Source organism: Metapseudomonas otitidis (genome assembly GCF_900111835.1).
GTDB lineage: Bacteria > Pseudomonadota > Gammaproteobacteria > Pseudomonadales > Pseudomonadaceae > Metapseudomonas > Metapseudomonas otitidis.
Genome location: NZ_FOJP01000031.1, coordinates 1 through 25,422, shown reverse-complemented (window position 1 = coordinate 25,422; position 25,422 = coordinate 1). Strand labels below are relative to the sequence as shown.

Below are 25,422 nucleotides of genomic sequence, written 5' to 3'. Positions count from 1 at the left end.
CATCGAGGGTGCGGCGATGGTAGCGAATGCCCCGTGCCGGTGCGAGTGCGCTCAGCGCAGCTGGGCTTCGGCCAGGGTGCGGGTGCGGGGGATGCGCGTGGCGTCCCAGTGGGCGATGCCCCAGTCCAGGGCTTCGCGGGGCGTGCCGCTGGCGAGGTCTTCCGGTGGCTGCTGGCCGAGGGCGCGCAGGGCGCGGGCCAGCAGTGGCGCGGCACGGTCGGCCGGCAGGGGCGGCGAGCGGTAGGACTTGCCGAGCTTGTGGCCGTCCGGCTGGATGATCAGCGGCACGTGCAGGCAGCGTGGCTGCGACAGGCCCAGCAGCTCCTGCAGGTACAGCTGGCGTGGCGTTGAGTCCAGCAGGTCGGCGCCGCGCACCACGTCGGTGATGCCTTGCCAGGCATCGTCCAGCACCACGGCCAACTGGTAGGCATAGAGCCCGTCGCGACGGCGGATGACGAAGTCCCCCACCTCGCGGCCCAGGTGCTGCTGGTACAGGCCCTGAACCCGGTCGGTGAAGCGGTAGACCAGCTCCGGCACGCGCAGGCGGATGGCCGCATCGACCTGAGGGTGGCAGGCGTTGCGGCAGAAACCGGGGTAGATGCCGTGATGGCCTTCGAGCTGCTTGCGCGAGCAGGTGCAGGCGTAGGCCAGCCCCTGGGCGAAGAGCCGGTCGATCACCTGGGCGTAGGCGTCATGGCGGTCGCTCTGGCGCACCAGCTCACCGTCCCATTCGAAACCGTAGGCCTCCAGTGTGGAGAGAATTGCCGCCTGGGCACCCGGCATCTCGCGGGGCGGGTCCAGGTCTTCCATGCGCAGCAGCCAGCGACCGCCGACAGCGCGGGCATCGAGGTAGGAGGCGAGGGCGGCAACCAGGGAGCCGAAGTGCAGGTAGCCGCTGGGGGTTGGAGCGAAGCGGCCGACGTAGGAAGACGGAGGCATGCGGGCGTGAGCCTGTTGAAACGAAACGGGGCGCCGTAGCGCCCCGTTCTGGGATCAGGAACCGAGTTGCTTTTCCTTGATTTCCGCCAGTGTCTTGCAATCGATGCAGAGGGTGGCGGTGGGGCGCGCTTCGAGGCGGCGGATGCCGATCTCGACGCCGCAGGAATCGCACCAGCCGTACTCGTTGTCTTCGATCAGCTGGAGGGTCTCGTCGATCTTCTTGATCAGCTTGCGCTCGCGGTCACGGGCACGCAGTTCCAGGCTGAATTCTTCTTCCTGGCTGGCGCGGTCGGCCGGATCGGGGAAGTTGGCCGCTTCGTCCTGCATGTGGTGGACGGTGCGGTCGACCTCTTCCATCAACTCGACCTTCCACCTGTTGAGGATGTTGGTGAAGTGAGCGCGCATGCGGTCGCTCATGTACTCCTCACCCTTGGTTTCCTGATAGGGCTCGAAACCACGGATCAGTTGGCTGCTCGTTTGCTTAGCTTTGGTGGGCATGAATGGCCGCCTCTCACTTTCTCTAATCCATTTCGCAGGAAGCTGGTCCGTCGCCGACACTGCCGGCCCTGCGGCTGCAAGCGGGCGAACTTACCAGAACGATTCAGGCCACGCCACTCCCAGTTATCGCGGTTGCTGCGGGCGTCCCGAAGCATTGGTTAGAATCCGCGCTTTGTGTCGATGAGGGAAGGCCGATGGCCCAGTCATACAGTGCACGCAGCCGTGCCATAGAACCCTTCCACGTCATGGCGCTGCTGGCCCGCGCCAACGAGTTGCAGGCCGAAGGGCACGACGTGATCCACCTGGAGATCGGCGAGCCGGACTTCACCACCGCCACTCCCATCGTCGAGGCCGGGCAGGCCGCGCTGGCCGCCGGGCATACCCGCTACACCGCGGCCCGTGGCCTGCCGGAGCTGCGCCGCGCCATCGCCGGCTTCTACGGCCAGCGCTACGGGCTGGACATCGACCCCGAGCGCATCCTCATAACCCCTGGCGGCTCGGGCGCGCTGCTGCTGGCCTCGAGCCTGCTGGTCGACCCGGGCCGGCACTGGCTGCTGGCCGACCCCGGCTACCCCTGCAACCGGCACTTCCTGCGCCTGGTGGAGGGTGCGGCCCAGCTGGTGCCGGTGGGCCCCGAGACCCGTTACCAACTGACCCCGCACCTGGTGGAGCGCCACTGGGATGCCCAGAGCGTCGGCGCCCTGGTGGCCTCGCCGGCCAACCCCACCGGCACCCTGCTGCACCGGGACGAGCTGGCGGCACTGTCCGACAGCTTGCGGGGATTGGGCGGACACCTCGTGGTGGACGAGATCTACCACGGCCTCACCTATGGCGTGGACGCCACCAGCGTGCTGGAGGTGGATGACGACGCCTTCGTGCTCAACAGCTTCTCCAAGTACTTCGGCATGACCGGTTGGCGCCTGGGCTGGCTGGTCGCCCCGCGGGAGGCGGTGCCCGAGCTGGAAAAGCTGGCGCAGAACCTCTACATCAGCGCGCCCTCGATGGCCCAGCACGCCGCGCTGGCCTGCTTCCGCGAGGACACCCTGGCGATCCTGGAGGCGCGTCGCGCCGAGTTCGCCCGCCGCCGCGACTACCTGCTGCCCGCCCTGCGCGAGCTGGGCTTCGGGATCGCCGTCGAGCCGGAAGGTGCCTTCTATTTATATGCAGACGTTTCAGCCTTCACCCAGGACGCCTATGCGTTCTGCCAGCACTTCATCGAGACCGAGCGCGTCGCCTTCACCCCCGGCCTGGATTTCGGCCGGCACCTGGCCGGCCAGCACGTGCGCTTCGCCTACACCCAGAGCCTGCCGCGCCTGGAAGAGGCGGTCGCGCGCATCGCCCGTGGCCTGCAGAGCTGGGCGGCGCGAGCGTGAGGTTCGATCCGCCGCTTGAAGAGGGCCGGTTGCTGCGGCGCTACAAGCGCTTCCTGGCCGACATCGAGACCGCTCAGGGGGAGCAGTTGACGATCCACTGCCCGAACACCGGTTCGATGCTCAACTGCATGAGCGAAGGCTGTCGGGTGTGGTTCAGCCGTTCCAACGATCCCCGGCGCAAGTTGCCCGGTACCTGGGAGCTGGTGGAGACGCCCCAGGGCCGCCTGGCCTGCATCAACACCGCGCGGGCCAACCCGCTGGTGGAGGAGGCCTTGCTGGCGGGGCGGATCCCCGAACTGGCGGGGTTCACTGCGCTGAAGCGGGAAGTCGCTTATGGCGTGGAGAACAGCCGTGCCGACTTCCGTCTCGACTACCCCACGGGTGCGCTCTACGTCGAGGTGAAGAGCGTCACCCTCGGCTTCGAGGGCACGCCCGTCGCGGCCTTCCCCGATGCAGTCACCACCCGGGGTGCCAAGCACCTGCGGGAGCTGGCGCACTTGGCGCGGGAGGGGACCCGTGCCGTGCAGCTGTATTGCGTGAACCTCTCCGGCATCGACGCCGTGCGGCCGGCACGGGAGATCGACCCGCACTACGCCCAGGCCCTGGCTGATGCCCACGAGGCCGGGGTGGAGGTGCTGGCCTACGGTGCGGAGCTGAGCCCCGAAGGCATGGTGTTGACCCGCCGCCTCAGCCTGCAGCTGTAGGCGCAGCCTCCAGCCAGATGCCCTGTCCGTCCTCCCGGCAGGGCAGGGCGCGCAACGCCTGACCCACGCAGGGGCCGGTAACGCATTCACCGGTCTCGATCAGGAACAGCGCACCGTGGGTGGCGCACTGGATCAGGCTGCCGCTGGCATCGAGGAACTGGTCCGGCTGCCATTCCAGCGGGATGCCCCGATGCGGGCAGCGATTCTCATAGGCGTAGACCTGCCCGTCCCGGCGGACCAGCAGCAGCTTCCTGTCGTCCACCGTCATCCCGCGGCTCTGGCCTTCCGCCAGGGCGCCGGGTTCGCATAGCCATTTCATCAAGGGCACCTCCATCACGGGGAGGCATTATCCCGCACCGCCGGAAGTCGCCAAGAGGGGAGCGCGTCCTTGCGCTTGAAAGGAGAGGGACACGGATTCTTTACCGTCGGCAGCCTGCTCGTTCGTCATGTCACTGCAGAAGGCGTCGAAGTCCGGTCGGGGCGCACCTTACGTCCCTTGACTTGCAAATGCAAATAATTATCAATTTGCGCGCAGTGCCTATCCTTCGCCGCCCGGTTGATCCGTGATTAGAGGAGCCCTTCGATGATGCCGTCCGTTGCCCCCACGCGTTCTCCCCTCTACCAGGCCTGGCAGGCGCTGCGCGGGGAGCAGCCCCACCAGCGCGCCCGCGATGCCGCTCGCCAGCTGGGCGTCAGCGAAGCCGAACTGGTCGCCGCGCGCCTGGGTGTCGACGCGGTGCGCCTGCGCCCGGATTGGCCGGTGCTGCTGCCGGCCCTGGAAGCCTTGGGTCCGGTGATGGCGCTGACCCGCAATGAGCATTGCGTCCACGAGCGCCATGGCCCGTACCGCGAGGTGACGATCAGCGGCAATGGCCAGATGGGGCTGGTGGTGTCACCCGACATCGACCTGCGGCTGTTCCTGGCGGGCTGGGCCAGTGTGTTCGCCATCGCCGAGGACACTCCGCGCGGCACCCAGCGCAGCCTGCAGGTGTTCGACAGGCAGGGCATGGCGGTGCACAAGGTCTTCCTGACCGAGCGCAGCGATGTTTCTGCCTGGGTGCCGCTGGTGGAGCGCTTCCGTGCCGAGGCGCAGTGCGCCGAGCTGGACCTGCAGCCGCTGCCGGAGGCTGAGCCGCCCCGGCCCGATGCGGCCATCGACGTCGCCAGCCTGCAGGCGGGCTGGGCCAACCTGAAGGACACCCACCACTTCTTCGCCCTGCTCAAGCAGCACGCCGCCGCGCGCACCCAGGCCCTGCGCCTGGCGGGCGCCGAATGGGCCGAACCGCTGGCCCCGGCCGAGTTGCCGCGCCTGCTGGAGCGGGTCGCCGAGCAGGCGGTACCGGTGATGGTGTTCGTCGGTAACCGTCACTGCATCCAGATCCACACCGGCCCGGTGCAGAGCCTGTGCTGGATGGACAGCTGGTTCAACGTCCTCGACGCGGATTTCAACCTGCACCTGCAAACCACCGGTGTCACCGAGCTGTGGCGGGTGCGCAAGCCCAGCAGCGACGGTGTGATCACCAGTTGGGAGGCCTTCGACGCCGAGGGCGAGCTGGTGCTGCAACTTTTCGGCGCCCGCAAGCCTGGCCAGCCCGAGCGCCCGGACTGGCGCGCCCTCGCCGAGTCGGTGCCGGCGCGCTGACCCGGTCCTCTTTCATGACGCCCCGGGTCTGGGGCCTGCACTGCTACACAAGGAGTCGATATGCCCGCCCCGAGACACCTCGCCGGCCTTTGTGCCGGCCTGCTTTTCTGTTCCCTGGCGTCTGCCGATGCCCTGCCCCAGCGCTGGGTGAGCGCGGGAGGGGCGGTCAGCGAATGGGTGGTGGCACTGGGGGGCGAACCGCGGCTGGTCGGCGTCGACACCACCAGCCAGCACCCGGAGAGCCTCAAGCGCCTGCCCAGCGTCGGCTACCAGCGGCAGCTGGCGGCGGAAGGGCTGCTGTCCCTGCGCCCCGAGCTGCTGGTGGGCACCGAGGAAATGGGACCGCCGCCGGTGCTGGCGCAGGTGAAGGCTGCCGGGGTGCAGGTGGAGCAGCTGTCATCGCAGCCGGACCTGGCGGCTCTGGCCCACACCCTCGAACGCCTGGGCGCGTTGCTCGGCGACCCTGCACGGGCTGAGCAAGCCCGGATCGACTATGTGGCGCGGCTGGACAGCCTGGCGGCCCATGTCCGCGAGGCCCAGGGCAAGCAGGCTGCGCCGCGCGTGCTGCTGCTGGTGGGGCATGCCGGCAGCAACCCGCTGGCAGCCGGGAAGGGTACCTCGGGCGCCTGGATGATCGAGCGCGCCGGTGGCCTCAATGTGGCCGATCACTCCGGCTACAAGGCCCTGTCCAACGAGGCCCTGGCGGCCCTCGACCCGGAGGTGGTCGTCGTGGCCGACCGGGCACTGGTGGGCGAGGCCGCGCGGGAGGCGCTGCTGCGCCAGAACCCCACCCTGGCGCTCACCCAGGCCGGGCACGCGGGTCGCTTCCTGGTGCTGGACCCGACCTTGCTGGTGGGCGGACTGGGCCCCCGGCTGCCGGATGCGCTGGCGGCGTTGTCCGCCGGCTTTTATCCTCAGGCCCCCGCCCCGGATGCTGAGCACCGAGCTACCCCATGAAGCCCGTGTTGTCGCCACGCCTGCTGTTCATCGGCCTGTCCCTGCTGCTGCTGGTGGCGCTGTGGCTGTCCCTCGCCCTGGGGCCGGTGAGCCTGCCGCTGGATGCGACCCTGCGGGCGCTGCTGCGCCTGGTGGGCGTGCCGCTGGACGGTGACGGGCTGGAGCAGGCCGAACTGATCCTGGCGCAGATCCGCCTGCCGCGAACCCTGCTGGGGCTGGCGGTGGGGGCCGTCCTGGCGGTGTCCGGGGTGGCGATGCAGGGGCTGTTCCGCAACCCCCTGGCCGACCCGGGCCTGGTGGGTGTTTCCAGTGGCGCGGGGCTGGGCGCGGCCGTGGCCATCGTCGGTGGCGCGGCGCTGGGCGGGCTGCCGGAGGCTCTGGCGCCGTACCTGCTGTCCATCAGTGCGTTCGCCGGTGGTTTCCTCATCACCGCCCTGGTCTATCGCCTCGGTCGGCGCGACGGGCAGACCAGCGTGGTGACCATGCTGCTGGCCGGCATCGCCCTCAACGCCCTGGCCTTCGCCACCATCGGCCTGTTCACCTACCTGGCCGACGACGCCACCCTGCGCACGCTCACGTTCTGGAACCTGGGCAGCCTGAACGGCGCCAGCTACGCACGCTTGTGGCCGCTGTTGGTGGTGGTGCTGGCGGTGATCGCCTGGCTGCCGCGCCGGGCCAGCGCATTGAATGCCTTGCTGCTGGGCGAGTCGGAGGCGCGGCACCTGGGGTTCGATGTGGAGCGCCTCAAGGGCGAGCTGGTGTTCTGCACCGCGCTGGGTGTCGGTGCGGCCGTGGCCGCCTCGGGTCTGATCGGCTTCATCGGGCTGGTCGTGCCGCACCTGGTGCGCCTGCTGGCCGGGCCGGACCATCGTGTGCTGCTGCCGGCTTCGGCCCTGGCGGGGGCCAGCCTGATCCTGTTCTCCGACCTGGCTGCGCGACTGGTGCTGTCGCCGGCGGAGCTGCCCATCGGCATCGTAACGGCCCTGGTGGGGGCGCCGTTCTTCCTCTATTTGCTGCTGCGAGGGCGCGCGTGATGCTACGTGCCGAAGGGCTGTCGATCCGGCGAGGCCACACGGTGGTGCTGGAGGGGGTGGAGCTGGCCGTCCGGCCGGGCGAGGTGCTGGGTGTGCTTGGCCCCAACGGGGCAGGCAAGAGCACCCTGCTTGGCGCGTTGTGCGGCGAACTGGCGCCGGCGAGCGGGCAGGTGCTGCTGGCGGGCCGCCCGCTGGCGGGCTGGAACGGCCCCGAGCGGGCTCGTCAGCTGGCGGTATTGCCGCAGAGTTCCAGCCTGGGCTTTGCCTTCTCCGTCGAGGACGTGGTGGCCATGGGGCGCTTGCCCCACGCCACCGGCCGCGCGCGGGATGCGGAAATCGTCGGTGAGACCCTGCACGCGGTGGATGCCGCTCACCTGGCGGGGCGCAGCTACCTGGCCCTGTCCGGTGGCGAGCGCCAGCGCGTGCACCTGGCCCGAGTGCTGGCGCAGCTCTGGCCGGGCGGGGAGGGGCAGGTGCTGTTGCTGGACGAGCCGACCTCGGCGCTCGACCCCCTGCACCAGCACACCACCCTGCAGGCGGCCCGGGCATTCGCCCGGCAAGGCGTGGCGGTGCTGGTGATCCTGCATGACCTCAACCTGGCGGCGCGCTACTGTGATCGCCTGTTGCTGCTGGCCGAAGGGCGTCCCCAGGCGCTGGGAACCCCGGAGGAGGTGCTTCGGGCCGACACGCTGGAGGCGGTGTTCGGGCTGGAGGTGCTGGTGCAGCGTCACCCGGAGCGCGGGCATCCCCTGATCGTCGCGCGCTGAGCATGCTTGCGAGGTCGACATGAGGCTCATTCTGGTCTGCGGTTTTCTCCTGCTGGCGGCCTGCCAGTCGCTCCCTCCCGTGCCGGCCTGGCAGAGCCCGGAGGGGCGGCAGCACCCGGACCTGGGCGTCATCCTCGACCTGCGTGACGGGCGCCGCCTCTCCCCGGACGAACTGGTGGACGCGCTGGCGCCGGTGCCCCGGGTGCTGGTGGGTGAGCAGCACGACAACCCGGACCACCACGCCCTGGAACTGTGGCTGCTGCAGGCGCTGGAGCAGCGTCGGTCCCAGGGCAGCCTGCTGATGGAGATGCTCACGCCGTCGCAGCAGGCCAGGGTCGATGCCGTTCGCGGTCAGTCGGTGGCGGACCTGTCCAAGGCCCTGGACTGGGAGGGCGGATGGGACTGGTCGCTCTACGGGCCGCTGGTGCGCCATGGGGTGGCCCAGCCCTATCCACTGCTGGCGGCCAATCTGGATCGTGATGAGATCCTCGCCATCTACCGGCAGCCGCCGCGCCTCGAGGGCGCTGCTGCGACGGCGCCGGCCGTGCAGGCCAAGCTGACGGAGCAGGTGCGCCAGTCCCATTGCGGGTTGCTGCCGGAGGGCCAGTTCCCGCCCATGGTGGCGGTGCAGCAGCAGCGGGACCGGCGCATGGCCGAGCGCCTGCTGGCCGCCCCGGCGCCGGCGCTGCTGGTGGCCGGCAGCTACCATGCCCGGCGCGATCTTGGGGCGCCGCTGCACCTGGCGGACCTCGGGCTGGAGCCTGACCAGGCGCGGGTGGTGATCCTCGCCGAGGCCGGCAAGGCCGTTGATGCCGCCGAGGCGGATTTCGTCTGGTACACCGCTGCCGTCACCCCGGTGGACCACTGTGCCGAGATGCGCAAGCAGATGCACACGCGCCCTTAAATCCACCCTGTTGGCGATTCCGGAGCCCGTATGGCTGAACTGAACGATCCTGAGCTGGCCACCCTGGCGGTCCGCCTGCTCGACCTGACCTCCCTCAACGACACGGATGACGAGGCGACCATCGCGGCTCTTTGCGCCCGTGCGCTGACGCCCGTTGGGGCGGTGGCTGCCGTCTGCATCTACCCGCGCTTCATCGGCTTCGCCCGGCGGCGCCTCGATGCGCTGGGTGCCGAAGCCGTGCGCGTGGCCACTGTGGCCAACTTTCCCCAGGGTGGCGTCGATGTACGGCGAGCGCTGGAGGAAACCCGAGCGGCCGTGGCCGATGGGGCGGACGAGGTGGACCTGGTCTATCCCTATGCCACATTGCTGGCGGGCGATGCCCAGCCGGGGCGCGATTTGGTGGCGGCGTGTCGGGAGGCCTGCGGGGATCGGGCGTTGCTCAAGGTGATTCTCGAGACCGGGGCGCTGGCGCAGCCGGAGCTGATCCGCCAGGCCAGCCGCGATGCGATCGCGGCGGGTGCCCAGTTCATCAAGACCAGCACCGGCAAGGTGCCGGTCAATGCCACGCCGGAGGCGGCATCGCTGATGCTCGGGGTCATTGCCGAGCACGGCGGTATGGTGGGCTTCAAGGCGGCCGGCGGCTTGCGGACCCTGGCGGATGCGCGCTGCTACATCGAGCTGGCACGGGCGACGCTCGGCGCGCAGTGGGTAACGCCCGGGCATTTGCGGCTCGGTGCCTCGGGCCTGCTGGCCGAGTTGCTGAAGACCCTGGGTGAAGCGGGCGAAGCCGGAACAGGCGCTGGCTACTGATTCATCCCCACCTTCCCAACGTTTCCGAGCGAGGCTGTCATGACCACACCCCACATCAACGCCCGGCCGGGTGACTTTGCCGAGACCGTGCTCATGCCCGGTGACCCGCTGCGGGCCCGGGCCATCGCCGAAACCTTTCTGGAGGACGTGCGAGAGGTGAACGCGGTGCGCAACATGCTCGGCTATACCGGCCGCTACCGAGGGCAGCGTGTTTCGGTGATGGGGTCGGGCATGGGCATCCCCTCCATCTCGCTCTACGCCCATGAGCTGTTCAGCCAGTTCGGCGTGCAGCGCATCATCCGAGTGGGCAGTTGCGGGGCCTTGCAGCCGGACGTCCACCTGCACGACCTGGTGATTGCTCAGGGCGCGTCCACCGATTCCGGCGTCAACCGCAAACGCTTCGGCGGCTTCGACTTCGCCGCGCTGGCGGATTACCGCTTGCTGGCGCGTGCCGTGAATCGGGCCGATGAAATGGGGATGACGGTGCACGTGGGCAATGTGTTTTCCGCCGACCTGTTCTACGAGCCGGCGGCCGACTGGATGGTGCCCATGAGCCGGATGGGCATCCTTGCCGTGGAGATGGAGGCGGCGGGCTTGTATGGCGTGGCCGCGGAACTGGGGCGTGAGGCCTTGGCCGTGCTGACAGTGAGCGACCAGCTGCTGACGGGGGAGCGCCTCGGGGCTCAAGCGCGCCAGGAAGGGCTCCACGACATGGTCCGGCTGGTGCTTGAAAGCGTGATCGTCTGAGGGCGGTAAACCCAGGTGGTGCGAGGCTTTCAGCGGTATTCTGCAGGTAAAAAAAGACCCGGCAAACTGCCGGGTCAATAACCGTGATTAGCCTGATGAGGAGATAATCTGAAGAGTCCGACTGCTTGGTCTCTCAGCTTACCGGCTGATCTCGCGATCAGTTGTGGTAATAATAACAATTCTCATTTCGTGGTCAAGCGCAGGATGTAAAAAAATTCGTCAGAACAGGATGAACGGTCATCAGCCATGAAAAAGCCCGGCATGTGCCGGGCTTTTTGTAGGGCTCTGTGGATCAGCCTTCCGGGTTCGCCTGGCGCTGCTGGGTGATTTCCTTGTTCAGCAGGTCGATGCGCCGGGCCATGCTCTCGATGAGGCTGTGAGCGATGCGTGGGTTGCTTTGCATTAGGCTGAGGAACTGGTCCTTGGGGATCACCATCACGGTGCAGGGCTCGCTGGCGATGACGGTGGCGCTGCGCTTCTCGCGGGTGAACACCGCCATGGCGCCGAAGATCTCGTCCTTCTGCACGTCGCCGACCTTCTGGCCGTCGACGAAGGCTTCGGCATGGCCTTCGATGATGATGAAGACGTGGTCGGCTTCGTCGCCCTGGTGGATCAGCTCCTCGCCGGCGGCGAAGTGCTGGAAACCGGTGGAGGGACGGATCTCCGGCTGCTTCAGTCGGGCCAGTGCATCCGAAAGCAGGGCGGTGTGACCGATCAGGTACTGGATGAACTGTTCCTGGCGCTGCTCATCGGCATAGATGTGCTTGAACACGGCGCTGCGGGAATAGGGGATGAGGCTGACGGGCTCGTCGCTGCGGTAGCGGCAGCTGGGCAGTTCGATGCCTTGGCGCAGGCCCACCAGATCGCCTTCCTGGAGGTAGAACAGCGGACGTTCGTCGACCAGGGCGTGCAGCAGGCCATTCTCGATGATGAACAGCTGATTGCCGGGCAGCTCCCGGTTCAGGTCCTCGACCGACTCGAAGGAGAGCGGGGGGCCGGAAGGTTCAAGCCCGTCGAGCAGCTGGCTGGGAATGCTTTGCAGTCGGTTGATCAGCTGGTCGGCGTAAGCAGGTTGCTCCCCGAGTAGGTACATGTCGGTAAATTCCTTGGACTGACTGGACTTGGACGCACGAACGTCCCTGAAACAATAGGGCGCATCGGTACGAACGTAAATCACCGAACGCCGGTGTTGTGAGCTAGCTCCTGTTGTTTTGCGGGAAAGACTCGAGCTCTCCGTTGAGCTGGGCCTTGTGGCCCGGGGGTAGCTCGTTCCAGTGCACGTCCAGCAGGGCCCCTTCAATGGCGTAGAGAAGCACTTTGGAGGCGCGGAAGCCACGGGCCTTCACCGCTCGATAGGCGCCCACGGCACCCAGGCGGCGAAGGTCGGACGCGTTGTGGATGCCTACCGCGTGCAGCCACTGCGCCGAGGTCTTGCCCAGGTTCTTCAGGTTCTGCAATTCATCGTTCATCGAGCCTCCTTGCAATGGGTGCGCGAGAGGACAGGTTTCCCGGTGTCGCGCCCAAGAGTGTAGCGGGCGGTCAGGCGTACGTGGCCGCATGACATCACCCGCTCGACGGTTGGCCAGCGGTGGGTGTTGTAGCGCAGGCGGGTGCCGAAATTCACCGACATGAGCAGCTCGTCCGCCGCCAGTTCGGTGGGGAAGTAGGCGCCCGAGATCTGTGCGTGGGCGATGCTGGCGCCCTGCAGCTGGGATTCGCGGAAGTCGATGCCGCGCAGGTCGGCACCCCGGAAGTAGGCGTCGGTGAAGTCGACACCACGGGCATCCAGGCCGCGCAGGTCGACGCCGCGGAAGTCACCGCCGCGCAGGTCGACGGTGCCGTCGGCTGGTTTCTGGGCGTTGAAGCCCGCGATGTCGTCGTTGCGGAGGAGGAGGTAGAGAGGCGAGTCGAGCTGATGGGGAAGTGTCATGGCGGGGCTCGTCCGTTGAGGGTTCCCCGGGAGTATAGAAGGTGCGGCAGGAATTCCCTGCCGCACCTTGGGAGGGGCTCAGAGCCCCGGCAGGAACTGGCGGATACGCTCGACGAGGGTGTCCAGGCTCTTGGCCTGGTGGGTGTCGACGCGGGTGCTGTGGGCTTGCTCTTCGCTGTCGAGGGCCTCGCGGCTGGCGTGCTGCGCCTGTACCACCTCCAGGGTGGCGTCGGACGGGTCGGTGCCCTGCTGGCGACGCTGCTCCAGCCAGCCGCCAATGACCGCGTCCGGGGCCTGGCAGTCGAGGATCAGGAACGCGGTGCCGGCCTTCTCGGCCACGGCGCGAGCGCCCTGGCGCTGGGCGCGCTTGAGGTAGGCGGCGTCGAGCACCACCGGGAAGCCGGCGCTCAGTACCTGCTCGGCCAGCTCGTGCAGGCGCTGGTAGGTGGCCTCTGTGGATTCGGGGCTGTAGATGCCGCTGTTCAGTTCGCCGTCTTTCCCCGGCTGCTCGCCGAACAGGCGCTTGCGCTCCACGTCCGAACGCAGGCGGATGGCGCCCAGGGCTTCCACCAGACGCAGGGCGACGTGGCTCTTGCCGACCGCAGAGACGCCGTGGGTGATGGCGAGGAAGCGCAGCGGGATGGCGCTGTAGCTTTCTGCCAGGTTGGCGTAGTTGCGGTACTGGCGCAGGGTGGCGGCGCGCTGCACGGCATCGGTCTGGTGGGCGAGGCTGAACAGGGCGACCTTGGCGCGCACCAGGGCGCGGTAGGCCTTGTAGAAGTTGAGCAGGGCCAGGCCGCGGTAGTCGCCCGTTTCCTCAAGGTAGCGGCTGACCAGGCGGCGGGAGAGCGACTTGAGGCCACGGTCTTCGAGGTCCATCGCCAGGAAGCCGATGTCGGCGTAGACGTCGGTGAAGCGGAAGGGCTCGTTGAACTCGATGCAGTCGAACAGCACCACTTCGCCATTGATGAGGGTGGCATTGCCCAGATGGATATCGCCGTGGCACTCACGGATGAAGCCGTCGCGCTTGCGCTCGGCCAGCAGCGGCTTGAGGCGCTCGAAGCTGCTCTGCGCCCAGGCTTCCAGGGCGTCGAGTTGCTGCAGGTCGGCCTTGGTCTCGAGCATCGGGCGGATCTGGTCGAAGTTCTGCTGCACCGGCTGCATCACGGCTTCGGGCGTGCCCAGCGGGTGCTTTTCGTCCACGCGGGGGGCTTCGAGGTGGAACCGGGCGATCTGCGCGGCCAGGGCATCGACGTGGGCCGGGCTCAGTTCACCGCGGGACTGGATCTCGCTCAGCAGGTTGCTTTGCGGGAACTGCGCCATGCGGATGGCGTACTCGATCACCGGGCCTTCGCCTCCCAGGCGGGGAGCCGATTCGCTGCCGGTGATGGCCACTACATCCAGGTAAAGGTCATGGGTCAGGCGCTGGTTGAGGCGGACTTCCTCGGTGCAGAAGTGCTGGCGGTCTTCCAGGCGGGTGAAGTCGAGGAAGCCGAAGTTAACCGGCTTCTTGATCTTGTAGACGTAGGGACCGGTGAGCAGCACCCAGGAGATATGGGTTTCGATGACGCTGAAGGCTTCCACCGGATGGGGGTAGAGGCTCGGGTCCTGAAGGGCTTGGATCAATTGTTGGCTCACGGTCGTTCCTTGTTCTGGCACGTGCAGAGGCGGGCATTATGGGTGCTGTGCGCCACTCTGCAAACCGTCAGGGGCGCCTTCTGGCGCTGGGCAAAGTGCGTATAATGCGCCGCCATGACTCGTTCCCGATCCCCCCGCTCCCGTAAGAAACCCCGTTCCAGTGGCTTGCGCAGGCTCTTCGGCTGGGCTTTCAAGCTCAGCCTGGTGGGCCTGGTCGTCCTGGCGGGCTTCGCCGTCTATCTGGATGCCATCGTCCAGGAAAAATTCTCCGGCAAGCGCTGGACCGTGCCGGCGAAGGTCTATGCACGGCCCCTTGAGTTGTTCGTTGGGCTGAAGCTGGCCAAGGACGACTTCCTCAAGGAGCTCGACGCCCTCGGCTACCGTCGGGAGAGCGCTTCCAACGGGCCGGGTTCGGCCTCGGTGGCCGGCTCGACGGTGGAGTTGAACACCCGTGGCTTCCAGTTCTACGAAGGGGCTGAGCCTGCGAGGCTGATCAAGGTGCGCTTCTCAGGTGACTACGTGGCAGGGCTCAGCCAGGGCAGCGGTGCCAACCTGGCGGTCGCGCGCTTGGAGCCGCTGCTGATCGGTGGCCTCTACCCCGCCCACCACGAAGACCGCATTCTCATCAAGCTGGACCAGGCGCCGCCCTACCTGGTGGATACGCTGGTCGCGGTGGAGGACCGAGAGTTCTTCAACCACTGGGGCGTCTCGCTGAAGTCCATCGCGCGGGCCATCTGGGTCAACGCCACCGCCGGCCAATTGCGTCAGGGCGGCAGCACCCTGACCCAGCAGTTGGTGAAGAACTTCTACCTGACCAACGAGCGCAGCATCACCCGCAAGGCCACCGAGGCGATGATGGCCGTGTTGCTGGAGATGCATTACGACAAGCGCGAGATCCTCGAGGCTTATCTGAACGAGGTGTTCCTCGGTCAGGACGGCCAGCGCGCGGTGCACGGTTTCGGTCTCGCCAGCCAGTATTTCTTCAGCCAGCCGCTTTCCGAACTCAAGCTGCACCAGGTGGCGTTGCTGGTGGGGATGGTCAAGGGGCCGTCCCAGTTCAACCCGCGGCGCAACCCCGAGCGCGCGCTCGAGCGCCGGAACCTGGTGCTTGACCTGCTCGCCGAGCAGGGCGTGGTCACGGCCGAGGAGGCTGCAGCGGCGAAGGCCAAGCCCTTGGGCGTGACGCCGCGCGGCAGCATGGCCGACAGCTCCTATCCGGCGTTCCTCGATCTGGTCAAGCGCCAGCTGCGGGAAGACTACCGAGACGAGGACCTGACCGAGGAAGGGCTGCGCATCTTCACCAGCTTCGACCCCATCCTCCAGTCCAAGGCCGAGACGGCCCTGGAAGAGACGCTCAAGCGCCTGGCAGGCCGCAAGGGTGTGGATGAGGTGGAGTCCGCGATGGTGGTGAGCAATCCGGAGACCGGCGAAATCCAGGCCCTGATCGGCAGCCGCCAGCCCCGCTTCGCCGGCTTCAACCGGGCCATCGATGCGGTGCGTCCGGTCGGCTCGCTGATCAAGCCCGCTGTCTACCTGACGGCGTTGGAGCGGCCCAGCCAGTACACCCTGACCAGTTGGGTGCAGGATGAGCCCTTCTCGGTGAAGGGGCAGGACGGCCAGGTCTGGACGCCGCAGAACTACGATCGGCAGGCCCACGGAACGATCTTCCTCTACCAGGGGCTGGCCAACTCCTACAACCTCTCCACGGCCAAGCTCGGCCTGGACATCGGTGTGCCGAATGTCCTGAAGACCCTGGAGCGCCTGGGCGTGTCCCGCGAGTGGCCGGCGTATCCGTCCATGCTGCTGGGCGCTGGTGCACTCAGCCCGATGGAAGTGGCGACGATGTACCAGACCCTGGCCAGCGGCGGTTTCAATACCCCGCTGCGGGGCATTCGCAGTGTGCTGACGGCGGAGGGTGAACCGCTCAAGCGCTATCCCTTCCAGATTCAGCAACGTTTCGATCCGGGTGCCATCTACCTGGTGCAGAACGCCATGCAGCGTGTGATGCGCGAAGGTACGGGGCGCTCCGTCTACAGCCAGTTGCCGGCGTCCCTGACCCTGGCGGGCAAGACCGGCACCACCAACGATTCGCGTGACAGTTGGTTCGCCGGTTTCAGCCAGGACCTGCTGGCGGTGGTCTGGCTCGGCCGCGACGACAACGGCAAGACGCCGCTGACCGGTGCCACGGGTGCGCTGCAGGTGTGGACCAGCTTCATGCGCAAGGCCGATCCGTTGCCGCTCGACATGCCCATGCCGGAGAACGTCGTCCAGGCATGGATCGATCCGCGTACCGGCCAGGGCTCCGATTCGAGCTGCCCGGGTGCGGTGCAGATGCCTTATATTCGCGGCAGTGAGCCCGCCCCTGGCCAGGCCTGTGGAGCGGGTGCGCCGGTGGACTCGGTGATGGACTGGGTCCGCGGCTGGATGCAATGAACCAAGAGGACCTGATGTGAACAAAGGCTGGATTCCTGCGGTTACCGTCGCACTCATGCTCGGTGGTTGCGCCACCCCTCAGCGCAATGCCATTCCTGTCGTCGACTCCGGTGGCCCGATGTCCGAGCAGGAAGAGGGCGCCGGCGGCGGCTACCGTGCGCCCGTGCAGGCTGCCCAGCCTCGCTATGAGCCACAGGATGCGGGCGTCGTGGTGATGGTCCCGGGGGCTGCTTCCGGCTCGTCCGCACAGGCCATGCCGGCACCGAGTGCGCCCATCAGTGGTTCGGTGACCTCTGGCCCGATCACTCCGGGACCGCTCGTCACCGGCCCTGCAGCAGGCGTTTCGGCACCTGCCGCCAGCCCTAACTACGGCAGCACCTATTCCGCCCCGAGCGCGCCGTCCATGCCGAGCGGCATCCCCTCCAGTGGTGGCCTGGCTGCCGACGAGCAGCTGGATGGCCCGGTGCTGGCCTTGCTGACCACTGCCCAGCAGCAGCAGGGTGGCGGTGATCTCAACGGTGCTGCGTCCAGTCTCGAACGTGCACAGCGCATTGCCCCTCGTGAGCCTCAGGTGCTCTACCGCCTGGCGGAGGTCCGCCTCGCCCAGGGCGATGCTGCCCAGGCCGAGCAACTGGCCCGGCGTGGTCTGAGCCTGTCCAACGGGCGTCCCTCCCTCCAGGCGGGCCTTTGGGAGCTGGTGGCCAAGTCCCGCGAGCGTCAGGGTGATCCGGCAGGTGCTGCCCAGGCACGTCAACGCGCTCGGGTCAGCTCCTGATGGATGAGCGCCTGGCCGAGGTGGCTGATCAGCTGCTACTGATCGAGCGTGAGCTCCGCCTGCTCGGCTGGTGGGCAGACCAGCCGCCCAGTGCCGAGGCGCTGGCGAGCCAGGCGCCGTTCTGTGTCGACACGATGACGTTTGAAGAGTGGTTGCAGTGGATCTTCCTGCCGAGGATGAAGGTGATCCTCGAGGCCGGTGCCGAGTTGCCTCGGGTATCCGGCATCCTGCCCATGGCCGAGATGGCCTATCAGGAACGTGCAGGGAACGTGCGGGGGCTTCTCGAAGCGCTCGGCGCTTTCGATCGGTTGATCGGCAGCGCCGGCTGAGCAGGTCGGGCGTGCGTTACTGGCAGTTCTCGGCGATGGCCTTCTGGGTTTCCTTGAGTCGGGACTGACGTTCTTCTTCGGTCAGGCGGCGAACCTCTCCCTTGTCTTCCACGCGCAGGCGCGGGTTGTTCTGCATCTGTGCCAGGTTGGTGCGCAGCTGGGTGCAGTATTCCTTGCGCTCGGCTTCCTGCTTGGCGACGTCCTTCTTCACTTTCTCGTCGATGGCCTTTTGCTCGTCCTCACTGGCGGGCTTGGCCTGGGCGGGCGCCTTGGCTGGCTCTTCGGCTTTGTTCAGAACGGGATAGGGGTTCTCGAAGCTCGCCTTCGGCTCCTTGGGCTCGGCCTTGCCGGTGGAGACCTGGGTCGAATCCTGGCCCTGCGGCGGTTGTGCGCCGAAATGCGTGACACCCTGGGCATCGACCCACTTGTAGACCTGGCCGGCCATGGCCGAGGTGCTGAGGGCGAGAACCAGGCCTGCGAAAATCATGCGATGCATGGGGGTTCCTTAATAAGAAGGGGAGTCCGGCGGTAACTATAACCAAAGTCCCGTAGCTGTGATCCAGCGTGTGTCACAGCATTTCGCGCGATATTCCGTTAGGGATGACTTGACTTGCGGGGCCCTAATCCGAAGAATCCAGGGTTCGCTGTTCCAGTGGGCCGGCCGCAAGTCGGAAGCTGTAGCAGTCGATGAGGTGCACACCCGCGCCGACCCGCATCACCCTGCAACGCGTTACCTCGCGCTGGGTGGGAAAGCCCCGCAACAACTCTCAGGGGCCGCCCCAATGCTTGTTCTGCCAGTGGCTGACGTAGTCGGCGACCACCAGTCGCTCATGCCCTGTAGACGAGCAATCCTTTCAGGCTGTCCGGTCGCGGGCAGTATTCTGGCGTTCTAGAGGTGATAAACGTGGAGCTCTTATCTGGCGCTGAAATGGTCGTCCGCTCCCTGCGTGACGAAGGCGTTAAGTACATTTACGGGTACCCGGGCGGTGCCCTCCTGCATATCTACGATGCCCTGTTCAAGGAAAGCGACGTGACCCACATCCTGGTCCGTCACGAGCAGGCTGCTACCCATATGGCTGACGGCTACGCCCGTGCCACCGGCAAGGCCGGTGTGGTGCTGGTGACCTCCGGCCCCGGTGCCACCAACGCCGTTACCGGCATCGCCACCGCGTACATGGACTCCATTCCGATGGTGATCCTGTCCGGCCAGGTGCCGAGCAACATGGTGGGTACCGACGCGTTCCAGGAGACCGACATGGTCGGTATCTCCCGCCCGATCGTGAAGCACAGCTTCATCATCAAGCACCCGTCCGAAATCCCCGAGGTGATCAAGAAGGCGTTCTACATCGCCCAGTCGGGTCGTCCGGGGCCGGTCGTGGTCGACATTCCCAAGGACATGGGCGACCCGACCCAGAAGTTCGAGTACAGCTACCCGAAGAAGGTGAAGCTGCGCTCCTACAGCCCGGCCGTTCGGGGGCACTCGGGGCAGATCCGCAAGGCTGCCGAGCTGCTGCTGGCTGCCAAGCGCCCGATCCTCTATTCGGGTGGCGGCGTCATCATGGGTGGCGCATCCGAGCCGCTGACCGAGCTGGCCAAGATGCTCAACCTGCCGGTGACCAACACCCTGATGGGACTGGGCGCGTTCCCGGGCATGGATCGTCAGTTCGTCGGCATGCTCGGCATGCACGGCAGCTACACCGCGAACCTGGCGATGCACCATGCAGACGTCATCCTGGCCGTGGGTGCCCGCTTCGATGATCGCGTGATCAACGGTGCGAGCAAGTTTTGCCCGAACGCCAAGATCATTCACATCGACATCGATCCGGCGTCCATCTCCAAGACCATCAAGGCCGACATCCCGATCGTGGGGCCGGTCGACAGCGTGCTGACCGAGATGGTCGCGATCCTCAAGGAAATCGGCGAGACGCCGAACCGCGAGACCGTTGTCAGTTGGTGGAAACAGATCGACGAGTGGCGTGGTGATCGTGGCCTGTTCCCCTATGACAAGGGCGACGGCAGCATCATCAAGCCGCAGACCGTCATCGAGACGCTGTGCGAAGTCACCAAGGGCGATGCTTACGTTGCATCCGACGTGGGCCAGCACCAGATGTTCGCGGCCCAGTACTACCGCTTCAACAAGCCCAACCGCTGGATCAACTCCGGTGGCCTCGGCACCATGGGCTTCGGCTTCCCCGCTGCGATGGGCGTGAAGCTGAACTTCCCGGATGCCGACGTGGCGTGCGTGACCGGTGAGGGCAGCATCCAGATGAACATCCAGGAGCTGTCGACCTGCCTGCAGTACGACCTGCCGGTGAAGATCGTCAACCTCAACAACGGTGCGCTGGGCATGGTCCGCCAATGGCAGGACATGCAGTACAACAGCCGCTATTCCCATTCCTACATGGAATCGCTGCCTGACTTCGTCAAGCTGGTCGAGGCCTACGGCCACGTGGGCATGCGTATCACCGATCTCAAGGACCTGAAACCGAAGATGGAAGAGGCGTTCGCCCTCAAGAACCGCCTGGTGTTCCTCGATATCCAGGTGGATCCGAGCGAGCACGTCTATCCGATGCAGATCCGGGATGGCGCCATGCGCGATATGTGGCTGAGCAAGACGGAGCGGACCTGACCATGCGACACATCATTTCCCTGTTGCTTGAGAACGAACCCGGAGCCCTGTCTCGCGTCGTCGGCCTGTTCTCCCAGCGCAACTACAACATCGAAAGCCTGACCGTAGCGCCGACCGAAGACCCGACCCTGTCTCGTCTGACCCTGACGACCGTGGGCCAGGACGACGTGATCGAGCAGATCACCAAGAACCTCAACAAGCTGATCGAGGTGGTGAAGTTGGTCGACCTGTCGGAGAGCGCGCACATCGAGCGCGAGCTGATGTTGGTTAAGGTGAAGGCCACTGGCGCCCAGCGTGCCGAGGTCAAGCGCACCACCGATATCTTCCGTGGGCAGATCGTCGACGTGACCAGCAGCGTCTACACGATCCAGCTCGCCGGTACCAGCGACAAGCTCGATAGCTTCATCCAGGCGATCGGCACCAGTTCGATCCTCGAAACCGTGCGCAGTGGCGTGACCGGCATTGCTCGTGGCGACAAGGTGCTGAGCATCTGATTGCTGTTGAATGGAAAACCCCGCCTTGTGCGGGGTTTTTTATTGCCTGGATTTATTGGCGGCGATTCCAAAAGGCGGCGATAAGCGGATCCTTCAGGCGCTTTTCCAGGGCGAAGAGGCCGATGTCGTAGGCGGCCAAGGGCGGTTGGATATCGTAGAGGCGTATGCGTCCGGCCAAAGGGCTGTTGTCGAGGACGATCTGCGGGACCACGCCAATCCCGAACCCAAGGCTCACCATGCTGACGATGGCTTCGTTGCCGCTGACCTGGGCATAGATGTTGGGCTTGATGCCATGACTTTTCAGCCAGCGGTCGGTACGGGTCCGGGCGAGGCCCTCTTCCGAGAGAATCATCGGTACGTCCTTCCAGCTTTGCGCCGTAGGCTGATGCAGTTGTTCCTCAGTCAGCAGCTGGGGTGATTGCGGGCCGATGAAGCGCAACTCGGAGCGGGTGATCGACTGGAAGTCGATACCGGATGGCAGGTTGTCGGGTCGGGCGCCGATGGCGAGGTCTTCCAGCCCCTGTTGCACCCGTTCGACGGCCTTTGCCGGGTCGCCGGTGTGCAGTTTCATCTCGATGCGCGGGTAGTCCTGGCGGAAGCTGCTGAGGATGTCGTAGAGGAAGCTGTAGCTCGCCGTCACCGAGCAATACAACGACAGCTCGCCGTGCAGGTCCTGCTGGTCCTGCATGAGACGTTGGCGGATAGCATGCCAGCCGCTCATGACCTCGCTGGCGTACTCGCGGAACTGCTGGCCCTCGCGAGTCAGCTGCACCGAACGGCTGTCGCGCACGAACAGGGGGGCGCCCAGTTCATCTTCGAGCTGCTTGATGCTGCGGCTGAGTGCAGAGGGGCTGACATGCTGCTCCCGGCTGGTCTTGCCGAAGTGCAGGTTGTCTGCCAGGGAGAGAAAGAGCCTGAGAGCGTGGCTGTCCATGTGGTATTTCATTTATCGGCACGTTACGTTGCGAATATATCATTTTACGCAACGAGACGGATCGCTTAATGTGCCCTTGTCGCGGTGTGCGCACCCCATCCCTTTCGTTATAAGAGCCAGAAACATGAAAGTTTTTTACGACAAAGATTGCGATCTCTCCATCATCCAGGGCAAGAAAGTCGCCATCATCGGTTACGGCTCCCAGGGCCATGCCCAGGCCTGCAACCTGAAAGACTCCGGCGTCGATGTCACCATCGGCCTGCGCAAGGGGTCCGCCACCGTCGCCAAGGCCGAAGCCCATGGCCTCAAAGTCACCGACGTTGCCAGCGCTGTTGCTGCGGCCGACCTGGTGATGATCCTGACCCCGGACGAATTCCAGGGCCAGCTGTACAAGAACGAGATCGAGCCGAACATCAAGAAAGGCGCCACCCTGGCCTTCTCCCACGGCTTCGCCATCCACTATAACCAAGTCGTACCGCGTACCGACCTTGACGTGATCATGATCGCGCCGAAAGCTCCGGGTCACACCGTGCGCTCCGAATTCGTGAAGGGCGGCGGTATCCCTGACCTGATCGCCATCTACCAGGACGCTTCCGGCAATGCCAAGAACGTTGCCCTGTCCTACGCCTGTGGCGTGGGCGGCGGCCGCACCGGCATCATCGAAACCACCTTCAAGGACGAAACCGAAACCGACCTGTTTGGTGAGCAGGCCGTTCTGTGCGGTGGCTGCGTCGAGCTGGTCAAGGCCGGCTTCGAAACCCTCGTCGAGGCAGGTTATGCCCCCGAGATGGCCTATTTCGAGTGCCTGCACGAGCTGAAGCTGATCGTTGACCTCATGTACGAAGGCGGTATCGCCAACATGAACTACTCGATCTCCAACAATGCCGAATACGGTGAGTACGTGACCGGTCCGGAGGTCATCAACGCCGAATCCCGTGCGGCTATGCGCAACGCTCTGAAGCGCATCCAGAACGGCGAATACGCGAAGATGTTCATCCAGGAAGGCGCTTCCAACTACGCCTCCATGACGGCCTACCGCCGTAACAACGCTGCTCACCCCATCGAGCAGGTTGGCGAGCGTCTGCGCGCAATGATGCCGTGGATCGCCTCCAACAAGATCGTCGACAAGGCCAAGAACTGAGTTCTGGTCTATGCATGAAGAAACGCGGCCTTGGCCGCGTTTTTTCATTGGGGCGCCCGCATCTGGTATAAAGCGACATCGCTGGGCCCGGTAGTTTCTGCCTTCGGCCCGGCTAAATTCATCTGCATATCTGCAAGGATGTTGTTCATGAGTGACCGTCCCGAAGAGCCCGGCAAGGCTCCAGAACCTGAAAGCCTCCTGCCCATCGACGAGCATGTCGAGGAAGGGCACGACGACCAGGGGCGCAAGGTTCGCCATCGCGGTATCTACCTGCTTCCCAACCTGTTCACCACGGCCAACCTGTTCGCCGGCTTCTACGCCATAATCAATGCCATGAGCGGTAATTTCTCCGTTGCAGCGGCGACCATTTTCGTGGCGATGGTCCTCGATAGCCTGGATGGGCGAGTGGCACGCCTGACCAACACGCAAAGTGCTTTCGGTGCCGAGTACGACTCGCTGTCGGACATGGTGGCCTTCGGCGTGGCTCCGGCATTGCTGGCGTTCGAGTGGGCCTTGAGTGGCCTCAACAGCGTCGGACTTACCGTTGCCTTCATATATGTCGCCGGGGCTGCGCTCCGCCTGGCCCGTTTCAATACCCAGATCGGCAAGACCGACAAGCGCTACTTCATCGGCCTCGCCAGTCCGGCGGCGGCGGGGGTCGTGGCCGGCACGGTGTGGGCGTTCAGTGACTTCGGTATCAAGGGCTCCAACATGTCCTTCATCGTTGCCATGCTGGTGGCGGCCGCGGGCATGCTGATGGTCAGCAATATCAAGTACTACAGCTTCAAGGACCTGGATCTGAAAGGGCGCGTACCTTTCGTGGCGATCCTCGTGGTGGTGTTGGCTTTTGCCGTGGTCTTCAGTGATCCGCCGCGTATCCTGCTGTTGATATTCCTGGCCTACGCTGCTTCCGGTCCGGTGCAATACTTGCTCCAGATGCGCCGCCGCCAACACGTCGAGTGATGTAATTTTCCCGCGGCTCCGCAGTCTACTGGCCAAACCGAAGCCGTACTGCGGAGTCCCCGATGCTTATCAAGGTTTCACCTTCCTCTATCGCTCGCGAAAGCGAGGTCACTCCTGAATCCGTCTATCTGTCCCGTCGCACCTTCATGGCAGGTGTGGGGGCTGCCGCTGCACTTGCTGGCTTGCCTGCGCGCGCAGATGGGCCAGGCGACTATCCCGATGTAGAGCCTGCGCCGACTCCTGCCTGGTTAGAGGAGAAGTTGTCGGCTGCCCGTTGGCGGGCAAGCGTGCCGGGCAATGAGCCTATTACCCCGTTCGCCGACGCGACCCACTACAACAACTTCTACGAATTCGGCACCAACAAAGGTGATCCTGCCCGCTATGCAGGCGCGCTTGCTGTCGAGCCATGGACGGTCAAGGTGGATGGCGAAGTCGGAAAACCGGGCAGCTTCGGCTTGGAGGATCTGGTCAACCCCCACCAGTTGGAGGAGCGCATCTACCGGCTCCGCTGTGTAGAAGGGTGGTCCATGGTCATTCCCTGGCTTGGCTTTCCGTTGGCGGAGTTGTTGAAACGGGTCGAACCCACCTCCAAGGCGCGCTTCGTCCGTTTCGAGACGCGAGTAGAGCCCGAGCAAATGGCGGGTGTGCGTTCGGGGTTGTCCCTTATCGACTGGCCATACGTTGAAGGCTTGCGCATCGACGAGGCGATGCATCCGCTTACCTTGATGGCTGTTGGTATGTATGGGCGAGTGCTGCCCAACCAGAACGGGGCGCCGTTGCGTCTGGTGGTGCCTTGGAAGTATGGCTTCAAGAGCATCAAGTCCATCGTCCGCATCAGTCTGACGGAGGAGCAGCCTTCGACGACTTGGCAGCTGATCGCGCCGAACGAGTACGGCTTCTATTCGAATGTGAACCCGGATGTGGACCATCCCCGCTGGAGCCAGGCGCATGAGCGGCGCCTGCCGAGTGGCCTGTTCAATCCCAATGTGATTCCGACACGGCTTTTCAATGGCTATGAGGAGGTCGCTGGCCTCTACGCCGGGCTCGATCTGCGGAAGAACTACTGATGCGTTATTGGCAATGGAGGTTCGTTGTCTTCCTCGGAGCTCTGGTGCCTCCGGTGTTATGGCTATATCAGGCGTGGATCTTCGCCCTGGGTCCTGATCCGGGAAAGGCGCTCGTCGACAGGTTGGGCTTGGGTGTTCTCTGGCTATTGCTGATTACCCTCAGCATGACCCCTCTGCAGAAGATGACCGGGTGGGGGGGATGGATTGCAGTCAGACGCCAGCTTGGTTTGTGGTCCTTCTTCTATCTATGCCTACACATAACGGCTTATGCCGTCTTTCTTCTGGGGCTCGATCTGCAGCAGTTGGCGAGCGATCTGGGGAAGCGCCCTTATATCTTCGTGGGGGCAGTAGCCTTTACAGGGCTTCTGATTCTGTCGCTGACGTCCAACCGCTACAGCATCCGGCGGCTTGGGAGGCGCTGGAAGCTGATTCACCGGAGCGTCTATGGAATCCTGGGGCTTGGCCTGCTCCATATGCTCTGGGTCGTGAGGGCTGACATGACCGAATGGGCAGCGTATGCGGTGGTGGGGGCTGTGCTTATGGGGTTGCGGCTACCTGGTGTTGCGAAGCTTCTGCCAAGGATCTTCCGGGGCGCGCTGAGAGTTGATGGAAATATTTCAAAATAGGTGTTGACGCCGTGGCTGAGGTCTCTATAATGCGCACCACTCCCACGGCGGACAACGAAAACTCCTTGAAAATCAATGAGTTAAGTGT

The 25,422-nt window shown here is 65.3% G+C and carries 26 protein-coding genes and 1 pseudogene; 18 read left to right on the top strand and 9 right to left on the bottom strand.

The window, feature by feature from the left end:
* Positions 1-51: 51 nt before the first annotated feature.
* The gene (gene gluQRS / locus BM198_RS27990) at positions 52-939 is read right to left on the bottom strand and encodes a tRNA glutamyl-Q(34) synthetase GluQRS (protein WP_074974072.1); all 888 of its coding nucleotides are present in this window, start codon (positions 937-939) and stop codon (positions 52-54) included.
* A gap of 54 nt (positions 940-993) precedes the next feature.
* Positions 994-1,437 (bottom strand): RNA polymerase-binding protein DksA, encoded by a 444-nt coding sequence (dksA, locus tag BM198_RS27985; protein ID WP_044403327.1) that lies wholly within the window; start codon positions 1,435-1,437, stop codon positions 994-996.
* 194 nt (positions 1,438-1,631) lie between these two features.
* On the opposite strand from dksA, the gene BM198_RS27980 reads away from it, so the two are divergent.
* Together BM198_RS27980 and sfsA are read left to right on the top strand one after the other, a co-directional pair.
* The gene (locus BM198_RS27980) at positions 1,632-2,810 is read left to right on the top strand and encodes a pyridoxal phosphate-dependent aminotransferase (RefSeq protein ID WP_074974070.1); all 1,179 of its coding nucleotides are present in this window, start codon (positions 1,632-1,634) and stop codon (positions 2,808-2,810) included.
* Complete coding sequence (sfsA, locus tag BM198_RS27975) at positions 2,807-3,514, top strand: DNA/RNA nuclease SfsA (RefSeq protein ID WP_044403323.1); 708 nt, start codon at positions 2,807-2,809, stop codon at positions 3,512-3,514. Before BM198_RS27980 ends, sfsA begins: the two co-directional genes overlap by 4 nt.
* Here the strand turns inward: sfsA and BM198_RS27970 are convergent.
* Entirely contained in the window at positions 3,498-3,833 is a 336-nt protein-coding gene (locus BM198_RS27970; protein WP_074974068.1) for a Rieske (2Fe-2S) protein, read from the bottom strand. The genes sfsA and BM198_RS27970 overlap by 17 nt on opposite strands.
* A gap of 264 nt (positions 3,834-4,097) precedes the next feature.
* Here BM198_RS27970 and BM198_RS27965 point away from each other — a divergent pair, with 264 nt between their 5' ends.
* The 7 genes from BM198_RS27965 to deoD are packed head-to-tail and all read left to right on the top strand — an operon-like array spanning position 4,098 to position 10,375.
* Positions 4,098-5,156 carry a hemin-degrading factor gene (locus BM198_RS27965; RefSeq protein ID WP_394328363.1) on the top strand — a complete coding sequence of 353 codons (1,059 nt, stop codon included), beginning with the start codon at positions 4,098-4,100 and terminating at the stop codon, positions 5,154-5,156.
* A gap of 60 nt (positions 5,157-5,216) precedes the next feature.
* The gene (locus tag BM198_RS27960; RefSeq protein WP_074974066.1) at positions 5,217-6,113 is read left to right on the top strand and encodes a heme/hemin ABC transporter substrate-binding protein; all 897 of its coding nucleotides are present in this window, start codon (positions 5,217-5,219) and stop codon (positions 6,111-6,113) included.
* Positions 6,110-7,147, top strand: a complete 1,038-nt coding sequence (locus BM198_RS27955) for a FecCD family ABC transporter permease (RefSeq protein ID WP_074974064.1) — start codon at positions 6,110-6,112, stop codon at positions 7,145-7,147. The genes BM198_RS27960 and BM198_RS27955 overlap by 4 nt, the downstream gene beginning before the upstream one ends.
* On the top strand, positions 7,147-7,914 hold the full coding sequence (locus BM198_RS27950; RefSeq protein ID WP_074974062.1) for a heme ABC transporter ATP-binding protein: 768 nt from the start codon (positions 7,147-7,149) through the stop codon (positions 7,912-7,914). Before BM198_RS27955 ends, BM198_RS27950 begins: the two co-directional genes overlap by 1 nt.
* A gap of 19 nt (positions 7,915-7,933) precedes the next feature.
* Positions 7,934-8,818, top strand: coding sequence for a ChaN family lipoprotein (locus tag BM198_RS27945; RefSeq protein ID WP_074974060.1), 885 nt, complete (start codon positions 7,934-7,936; stop codon positions 8,816-8,818).
* A 30-nt stretch (positions 8,819-8,848) separates the two neighbouring features.
* On the top strand, positions 8,849-9,628 hold the full coding sequence (gene deoC, locus BM198_RS27940) for a deoxyribose-phosphate aldolase (RefSeq protein ID WP_074974058.1): 780 nt from the start codon (positions 8,849-8,851) through the stop codon (positions 9,626-9,628).
* 39 nt (positions 9,629-9,667) lie between these two features.
* On the top strand, positions 9,668-10,375 hold the full coding sequence (deoD, locus tag BM198_RS27935) for a purine-nucleoside phosphorylase (protein ID WP_074974056.1): 708 nt from the start codon (positions 9,668-9,670) through the stop codon (positions 10,373-10,375).
* A 292-nt stretch (positions 10,376-10,667) separates the two neighbouring features.
* Here the strand turns inward: deoD and BM198_RS27930 are convergent, their stop codons facing one another.
* From BM198_RS27930 to BM198_RS27915, 4 genes and pseudogenes are all read right to left on the bottom strand, one after another.
* Positions 10,668-11,468, bottom strand: a complete 801-nt coding sequence (locus BM198_RS27930; RefSeq protein WP_074974054.1) for a Crp/Fnr family transcriptional regulator — start codon at positions 11,466-11,468, stop codon at positions 10,668-10,670.
* Positions 11,469-11,571: 103 nt separating this feature from the next.
* Entirely contained in the window at positions 11,572-11,844 is a 273-nt protein-coding gene (locus tag BM198_RS27925) for a TfoX/Sxy family protein (protein ID WP_044403307.1), read from the bottom strand.
* A gap of 119 nt (positions 11,845-11,963) precedes the next feature.
* A pseudogene (locus BM198_RS27920) lies at positions 11,964-12,305 on the bottom strand (pentapeptide repeat-containing protein); the annotation flags it as partial.
* Positions 12,306-12,383: 78 nt separating this feature from the next.
* Complete coding sequence (locus BM198_RS27915) at positions 12,384-13,943, bottom strand: bifunctional aminoglycoside phosphotransferase/ATP-binding protein (RefSeq protein WP_074974052.1); 1,560 nt, start codon at positions 13,941-13,943, stop codon at positions 12,384-12,386.
* 114 nt (positions 13,944-14,057) lie between these two features.
* Between BM198_RS27915 and mrcB the strand changes: the two genes are divergently transcribed.
* From mrcB to BM198_RS27900, 3 genes are read left to right on the top strand one after another with little or no spacing between them, the layout of a single operon-like run.
* Positions 14,058-16,376, top strand: coding sequence for a penicillin-binding protein 1B (gene mrcB, locus BM198_RS27910; protein WP_107330811.1), 2,319 nt, complete (start codon positions 14,058-14,060; stop codon positions 16,374-16,376).
* Positions 16,377-16,392: 16 nt separating this feature from the next.
* Positions 16,393-17,151 (top strand): tetratricopeptide repeat protein, encoded by a 759-nt coding sequence (locus BM198_RS27905; RefSeq protein WP_074974050.1) that lies wholly within the window; start codon positions 16,393-16,395, stop codon positions 17,149-17,151.
* On the top strand, positions 17,151-17,480 hold the full coding sequence (locus tag BM198_RS27900; protein ID WP_074974048.1) for a YqcC family protein: 330 nt from the start codon (positions 17,151-17,153) through the stop codon (positions 17,478-17,480). The genes BM198_RS27905 and BM198_RS27900 overlap by 1 nt, the downstream gene beginning before the upstream one ends.
* A 16-nt stretch (positions 17,481-17,496) precedes the next feature.
* Here BM198_RS27900 and BM198_RS27895 read toward each other — a convergent pair whose 3' ends face one another.
* Positions 17,497-17,976, bottom strand: coding sequence for a DUF4124 domain-containing protein (locus BM198_RS27895; RefSeq protein WP_069561594.1), 480 nt, complete (start codon positions 17,974-17,976; stop codon positions 17,497-17,499).
* A 408-nt stretch (positions 17,977-18,384) separates the two neighbouring features.
* Here BM198_RS27895 and BM198_RS27890 point away from each other — a divergent pair, with 408 nt between their 5' ends.
* Both BM198_RS27890 and ilvN read left to right on the top strand, forming a co-directional pair.
* Complete coding sequence (locus tag BM198_RS27890; protein ID WP_074974046.1) at positions 18,385-20,109, top strand: acetolactate synthase 3 large subunit; 1,725 nt, start codon at positions 18,385-18,387, stop codon at positions 20,107-20,109.
* Between the two features lie 2 nt (positions 20,110-20,111).
* Positions 20,112-20,603 (top strand): acetolactate synthase small subunit, encoded by a 492-nt coding sequence (gene ilvN / locus BM198_RS27885; RefSeq protein ID WP_044403291.1) that lies wholly within the window; start codon positions 20,112-20,114, stop codon positions 20,601-20,603.
* A gap of 52 nt (positions 20,604-20,655) precedes the next feature.
* Here ilvN and ilvY read toward each other — a convergent pair whose 3' ends face one another.
* Positions 20,656-21,537, bottom strand: a complete 882-nt coding sequence (gene ilvY, locus BM198_RS27880; RefSeq protein ID WP_074974044.1) for an HTH-type transcriptional activator IlvY — start codon at positions 21,535-21,537, stop codon at positions 20,656-20,658.
* Positions 21,538-21,661: 124 nt separating this feature from the next.
* Between ilvY and ilvC the strand changes: the two genes are divergently transcribed.
* The 4 genes from ilvC to msrQ all read left to right on the top strand — a co-directional run bounded on the left by ilvC (position 21,662) and on the right by msrQ (position 25,334).
* Complete coding sequence (gene ilvC, locus BM198_RS27875) at positions 21,662-22,678, top strand: ketol-acid reductoisomerase (RefSeq protein ID WP_074974042.1); 1,017 nt, start codon at positions 21,662-21,664, stop codon at positions 22,676-22,678.
* Positions 22,679-22,825: 147 nt separating this feature from the next.
* Positions 22,826-23,641, top strand: coding sequence for a CDP-diacylglycerol--serine O-phosphatidyltransferase (pssA, locus tag BM198_RS27870; RefSeq protein ID WP_044403286.1), 816 nt, complete (start codon positions 22,826-22,828; stop codon positions 23,639-23,641).
* A gap of 62 nt (positions 23,642-23,703) precedes the next feature.
* Positions 23,704-24,708 carry a protein-methionine-sulfoxide reductase catalytic subunit MsrP gene (gene msrP, locus BM198_RS27865; protein ID WP_074974040.1) on the top strand — a complete coding sequence of 335 codons (1,005 nt, stop codon included), beginning with the start codon at positions 23,704-23,706 and terminating at the stop codon, positions 24,706-24,708.
* Positions 24,708-25,334: a protein-methionine-sulfoxide reductase heme-binding subunit MsrQ gene (gene msrQ / locus BM198_RS27860; RefSeq protein ID WP_074974038.1), complete on the top strand. Its 627-nt coding sequence runs from the start codon at positions 24,708-24,710 to the stop codon at positions 25,332-25,334. Before msrP ends, msrQ begins: the two co-directional genes overlap by 1 nt.
* Positions 25,335-25,422: the final 88 nt, after the last annotated feature.

What these genes read in the sequence shown, in the direction of transcription:
- ilvC (WP_074974042.1), top strand. Translation starts at nt 21,662, where the DNA reads ATGAAAGTTTTTTACGACAAAGATTGCGATCTCTCCATCATCCAGGGC.
- ilvY (WP_074974044.1), bottom strand. Translation starts at nt 21,537, where the DNA reads ATGGACAGCCACGCTCTCAGGCTCTTTCTCTCCCTGGCAGACAACCTG.
- BM198_RS27945 (WP_074974060.1), top strand. Translation starts at nt 7,934, where the DNA reads ATGAGGCTCATTCTGGTCTGCGGTTTTCTCCTGCTGGCGGCCTGCCAG.
- BM198_RS27900 (WP_074974048.1), top strand. Translation starts at nt 17,151, where the DNA reads ATGGATGAGCGCCTGGCCGAGGTGGCTGATCAGCTGCTACTGATCGAG.
- BM198_RS27960 (WP_074974066.1), top strand. Translation starts at nt 5,217, where the DNA reads ATGCCCGCCCCGAGACACCTCGCCGGCCTTTGTGCCGGCCTGCTTTTC.
- ilvN (WP_044403291.1), top strand. Translation starts at nt 20,112, where the DNA reads ATGCGACACATCATTTCCCTGTTGCTTGAGAACGAACCCGGAGCCCTG.
- BM198_RS27930 (WP_074974054.1), bottom strand. Translation starts at nt 11,468, where the DNA reads ATGTACCTACTCGGGGAGCAACCTGCTTACGCCGACCAGCTGATCAAC.
- pssA (WP_044403286.1), top strand. Translation starts at nt 22,826, where the DNA reads ATGAGTGACCGTCCCGAAGAGCCCGGCAAGGCTCCAGAACCTGAAAGC.
- BM198_RS27955 (WP_074974064.1), top strand. Translation starts at nt 6,110, where the DNA reads ATGAAGCCCGTGTTGTCGCCACGCCTGCTGTTCATCGGCCTGTCCCTG.
- BM198_RS27895 (WP_069561594.1), bottom strand. Translation starts at nt 17,976, where the DNA reads ATGCATCGCATGATTTTCGCAGGCCTGGTTCTCGCCCTCAGCACCTCG.
- msrQ (WP_074974038.1), top strand. Translation starts at nt 24,708, where the DNA reads ATGCGTTATTGGCAATGGAGGTTCGTTGTCTTCCTCGGAGCTCTGGTG.
- dksA (WP_044403327.1), bottom strand. Translation starts at nt 1,437, where the DNA reads ATGCCCACCAAAGCTAAGCAAACGAGCAGCCAACTGATCCGTGGTTTC.
- BM198_RS27965 (WP_394328363.1), top strand. Translation starts at nt 4,098, where the DNA reads ATGATGCCGTCCGTTGCCCCCACGCGTTCTCCCCTCTACCAGGCCTGG.
- BM198_RS27970 (WP_074974068.1), bottom strand. Translation starts at nt 3,833, where the DNA reads ATGAAATGGCTATGCGAACCCGGCGCCCTGGCGGAAGGCCAGAGCCGC.
- deoD (WP_074974056.1), top strand. Translation starts at nt 9,668, where the DNA reads ATGACCACACCCCACATCAACGCCCGGCCGGGTGACTTTGCCGAGACC.
- BM198_RS27950 (WP_074974062.1), top strand. Translation starts at nt 7,147, where the DNA reads ATGCTACGTGCCGAAGGGCTGTCGATCCGGCGAGGCCACACGGTGGTG.
- mrcB (WP_107330811.1), top strand. Translation starts at nt 14,058, where the DNA reads ATGACTCGTTCCCGATCCCCCCGCTCCCGTAAGAAACCCCGTTCCAGT.
- BM198_RS27980 (WP_074974070.1), top strand. Translation starts at nt 1,632, where the DNA reads ATGGCCCAGTCATACAGTGCACGCAGCCGTGCCATAGAACCCTTCCAC.
- gluQRS (WP_074974072.1), bottom strand. Translation starts at nt 939, where the DNA reads ATGCCTCCGTCTTCCTACGTCGGCCGCTTCGCTCCAACCCCCAGCGGC.
- deoC (WP_074974058.1), top strand. Translation starts at nt 8,849, where the DNA reads ATGGCTGAACTGAACGATCCTGAGCTGGCCACCCTGGCGGTCCGCCTG.
- BM198_RS27925 (WP_044403307.1), bottom strand. Translation starts at nt 11,844, where the DNA reads ATGAACGATGAATTGCAGAACCTGAAGAACCTGGGCAAGACCTCGGCG.
- msrP (WP_074974040.1), top strand. Translation starts at nt 23,704, where the DNA reads ATGCTTATCAAGGTTTCACCTTCCTCTATCGCTCGCGAAAGCGAGGTC.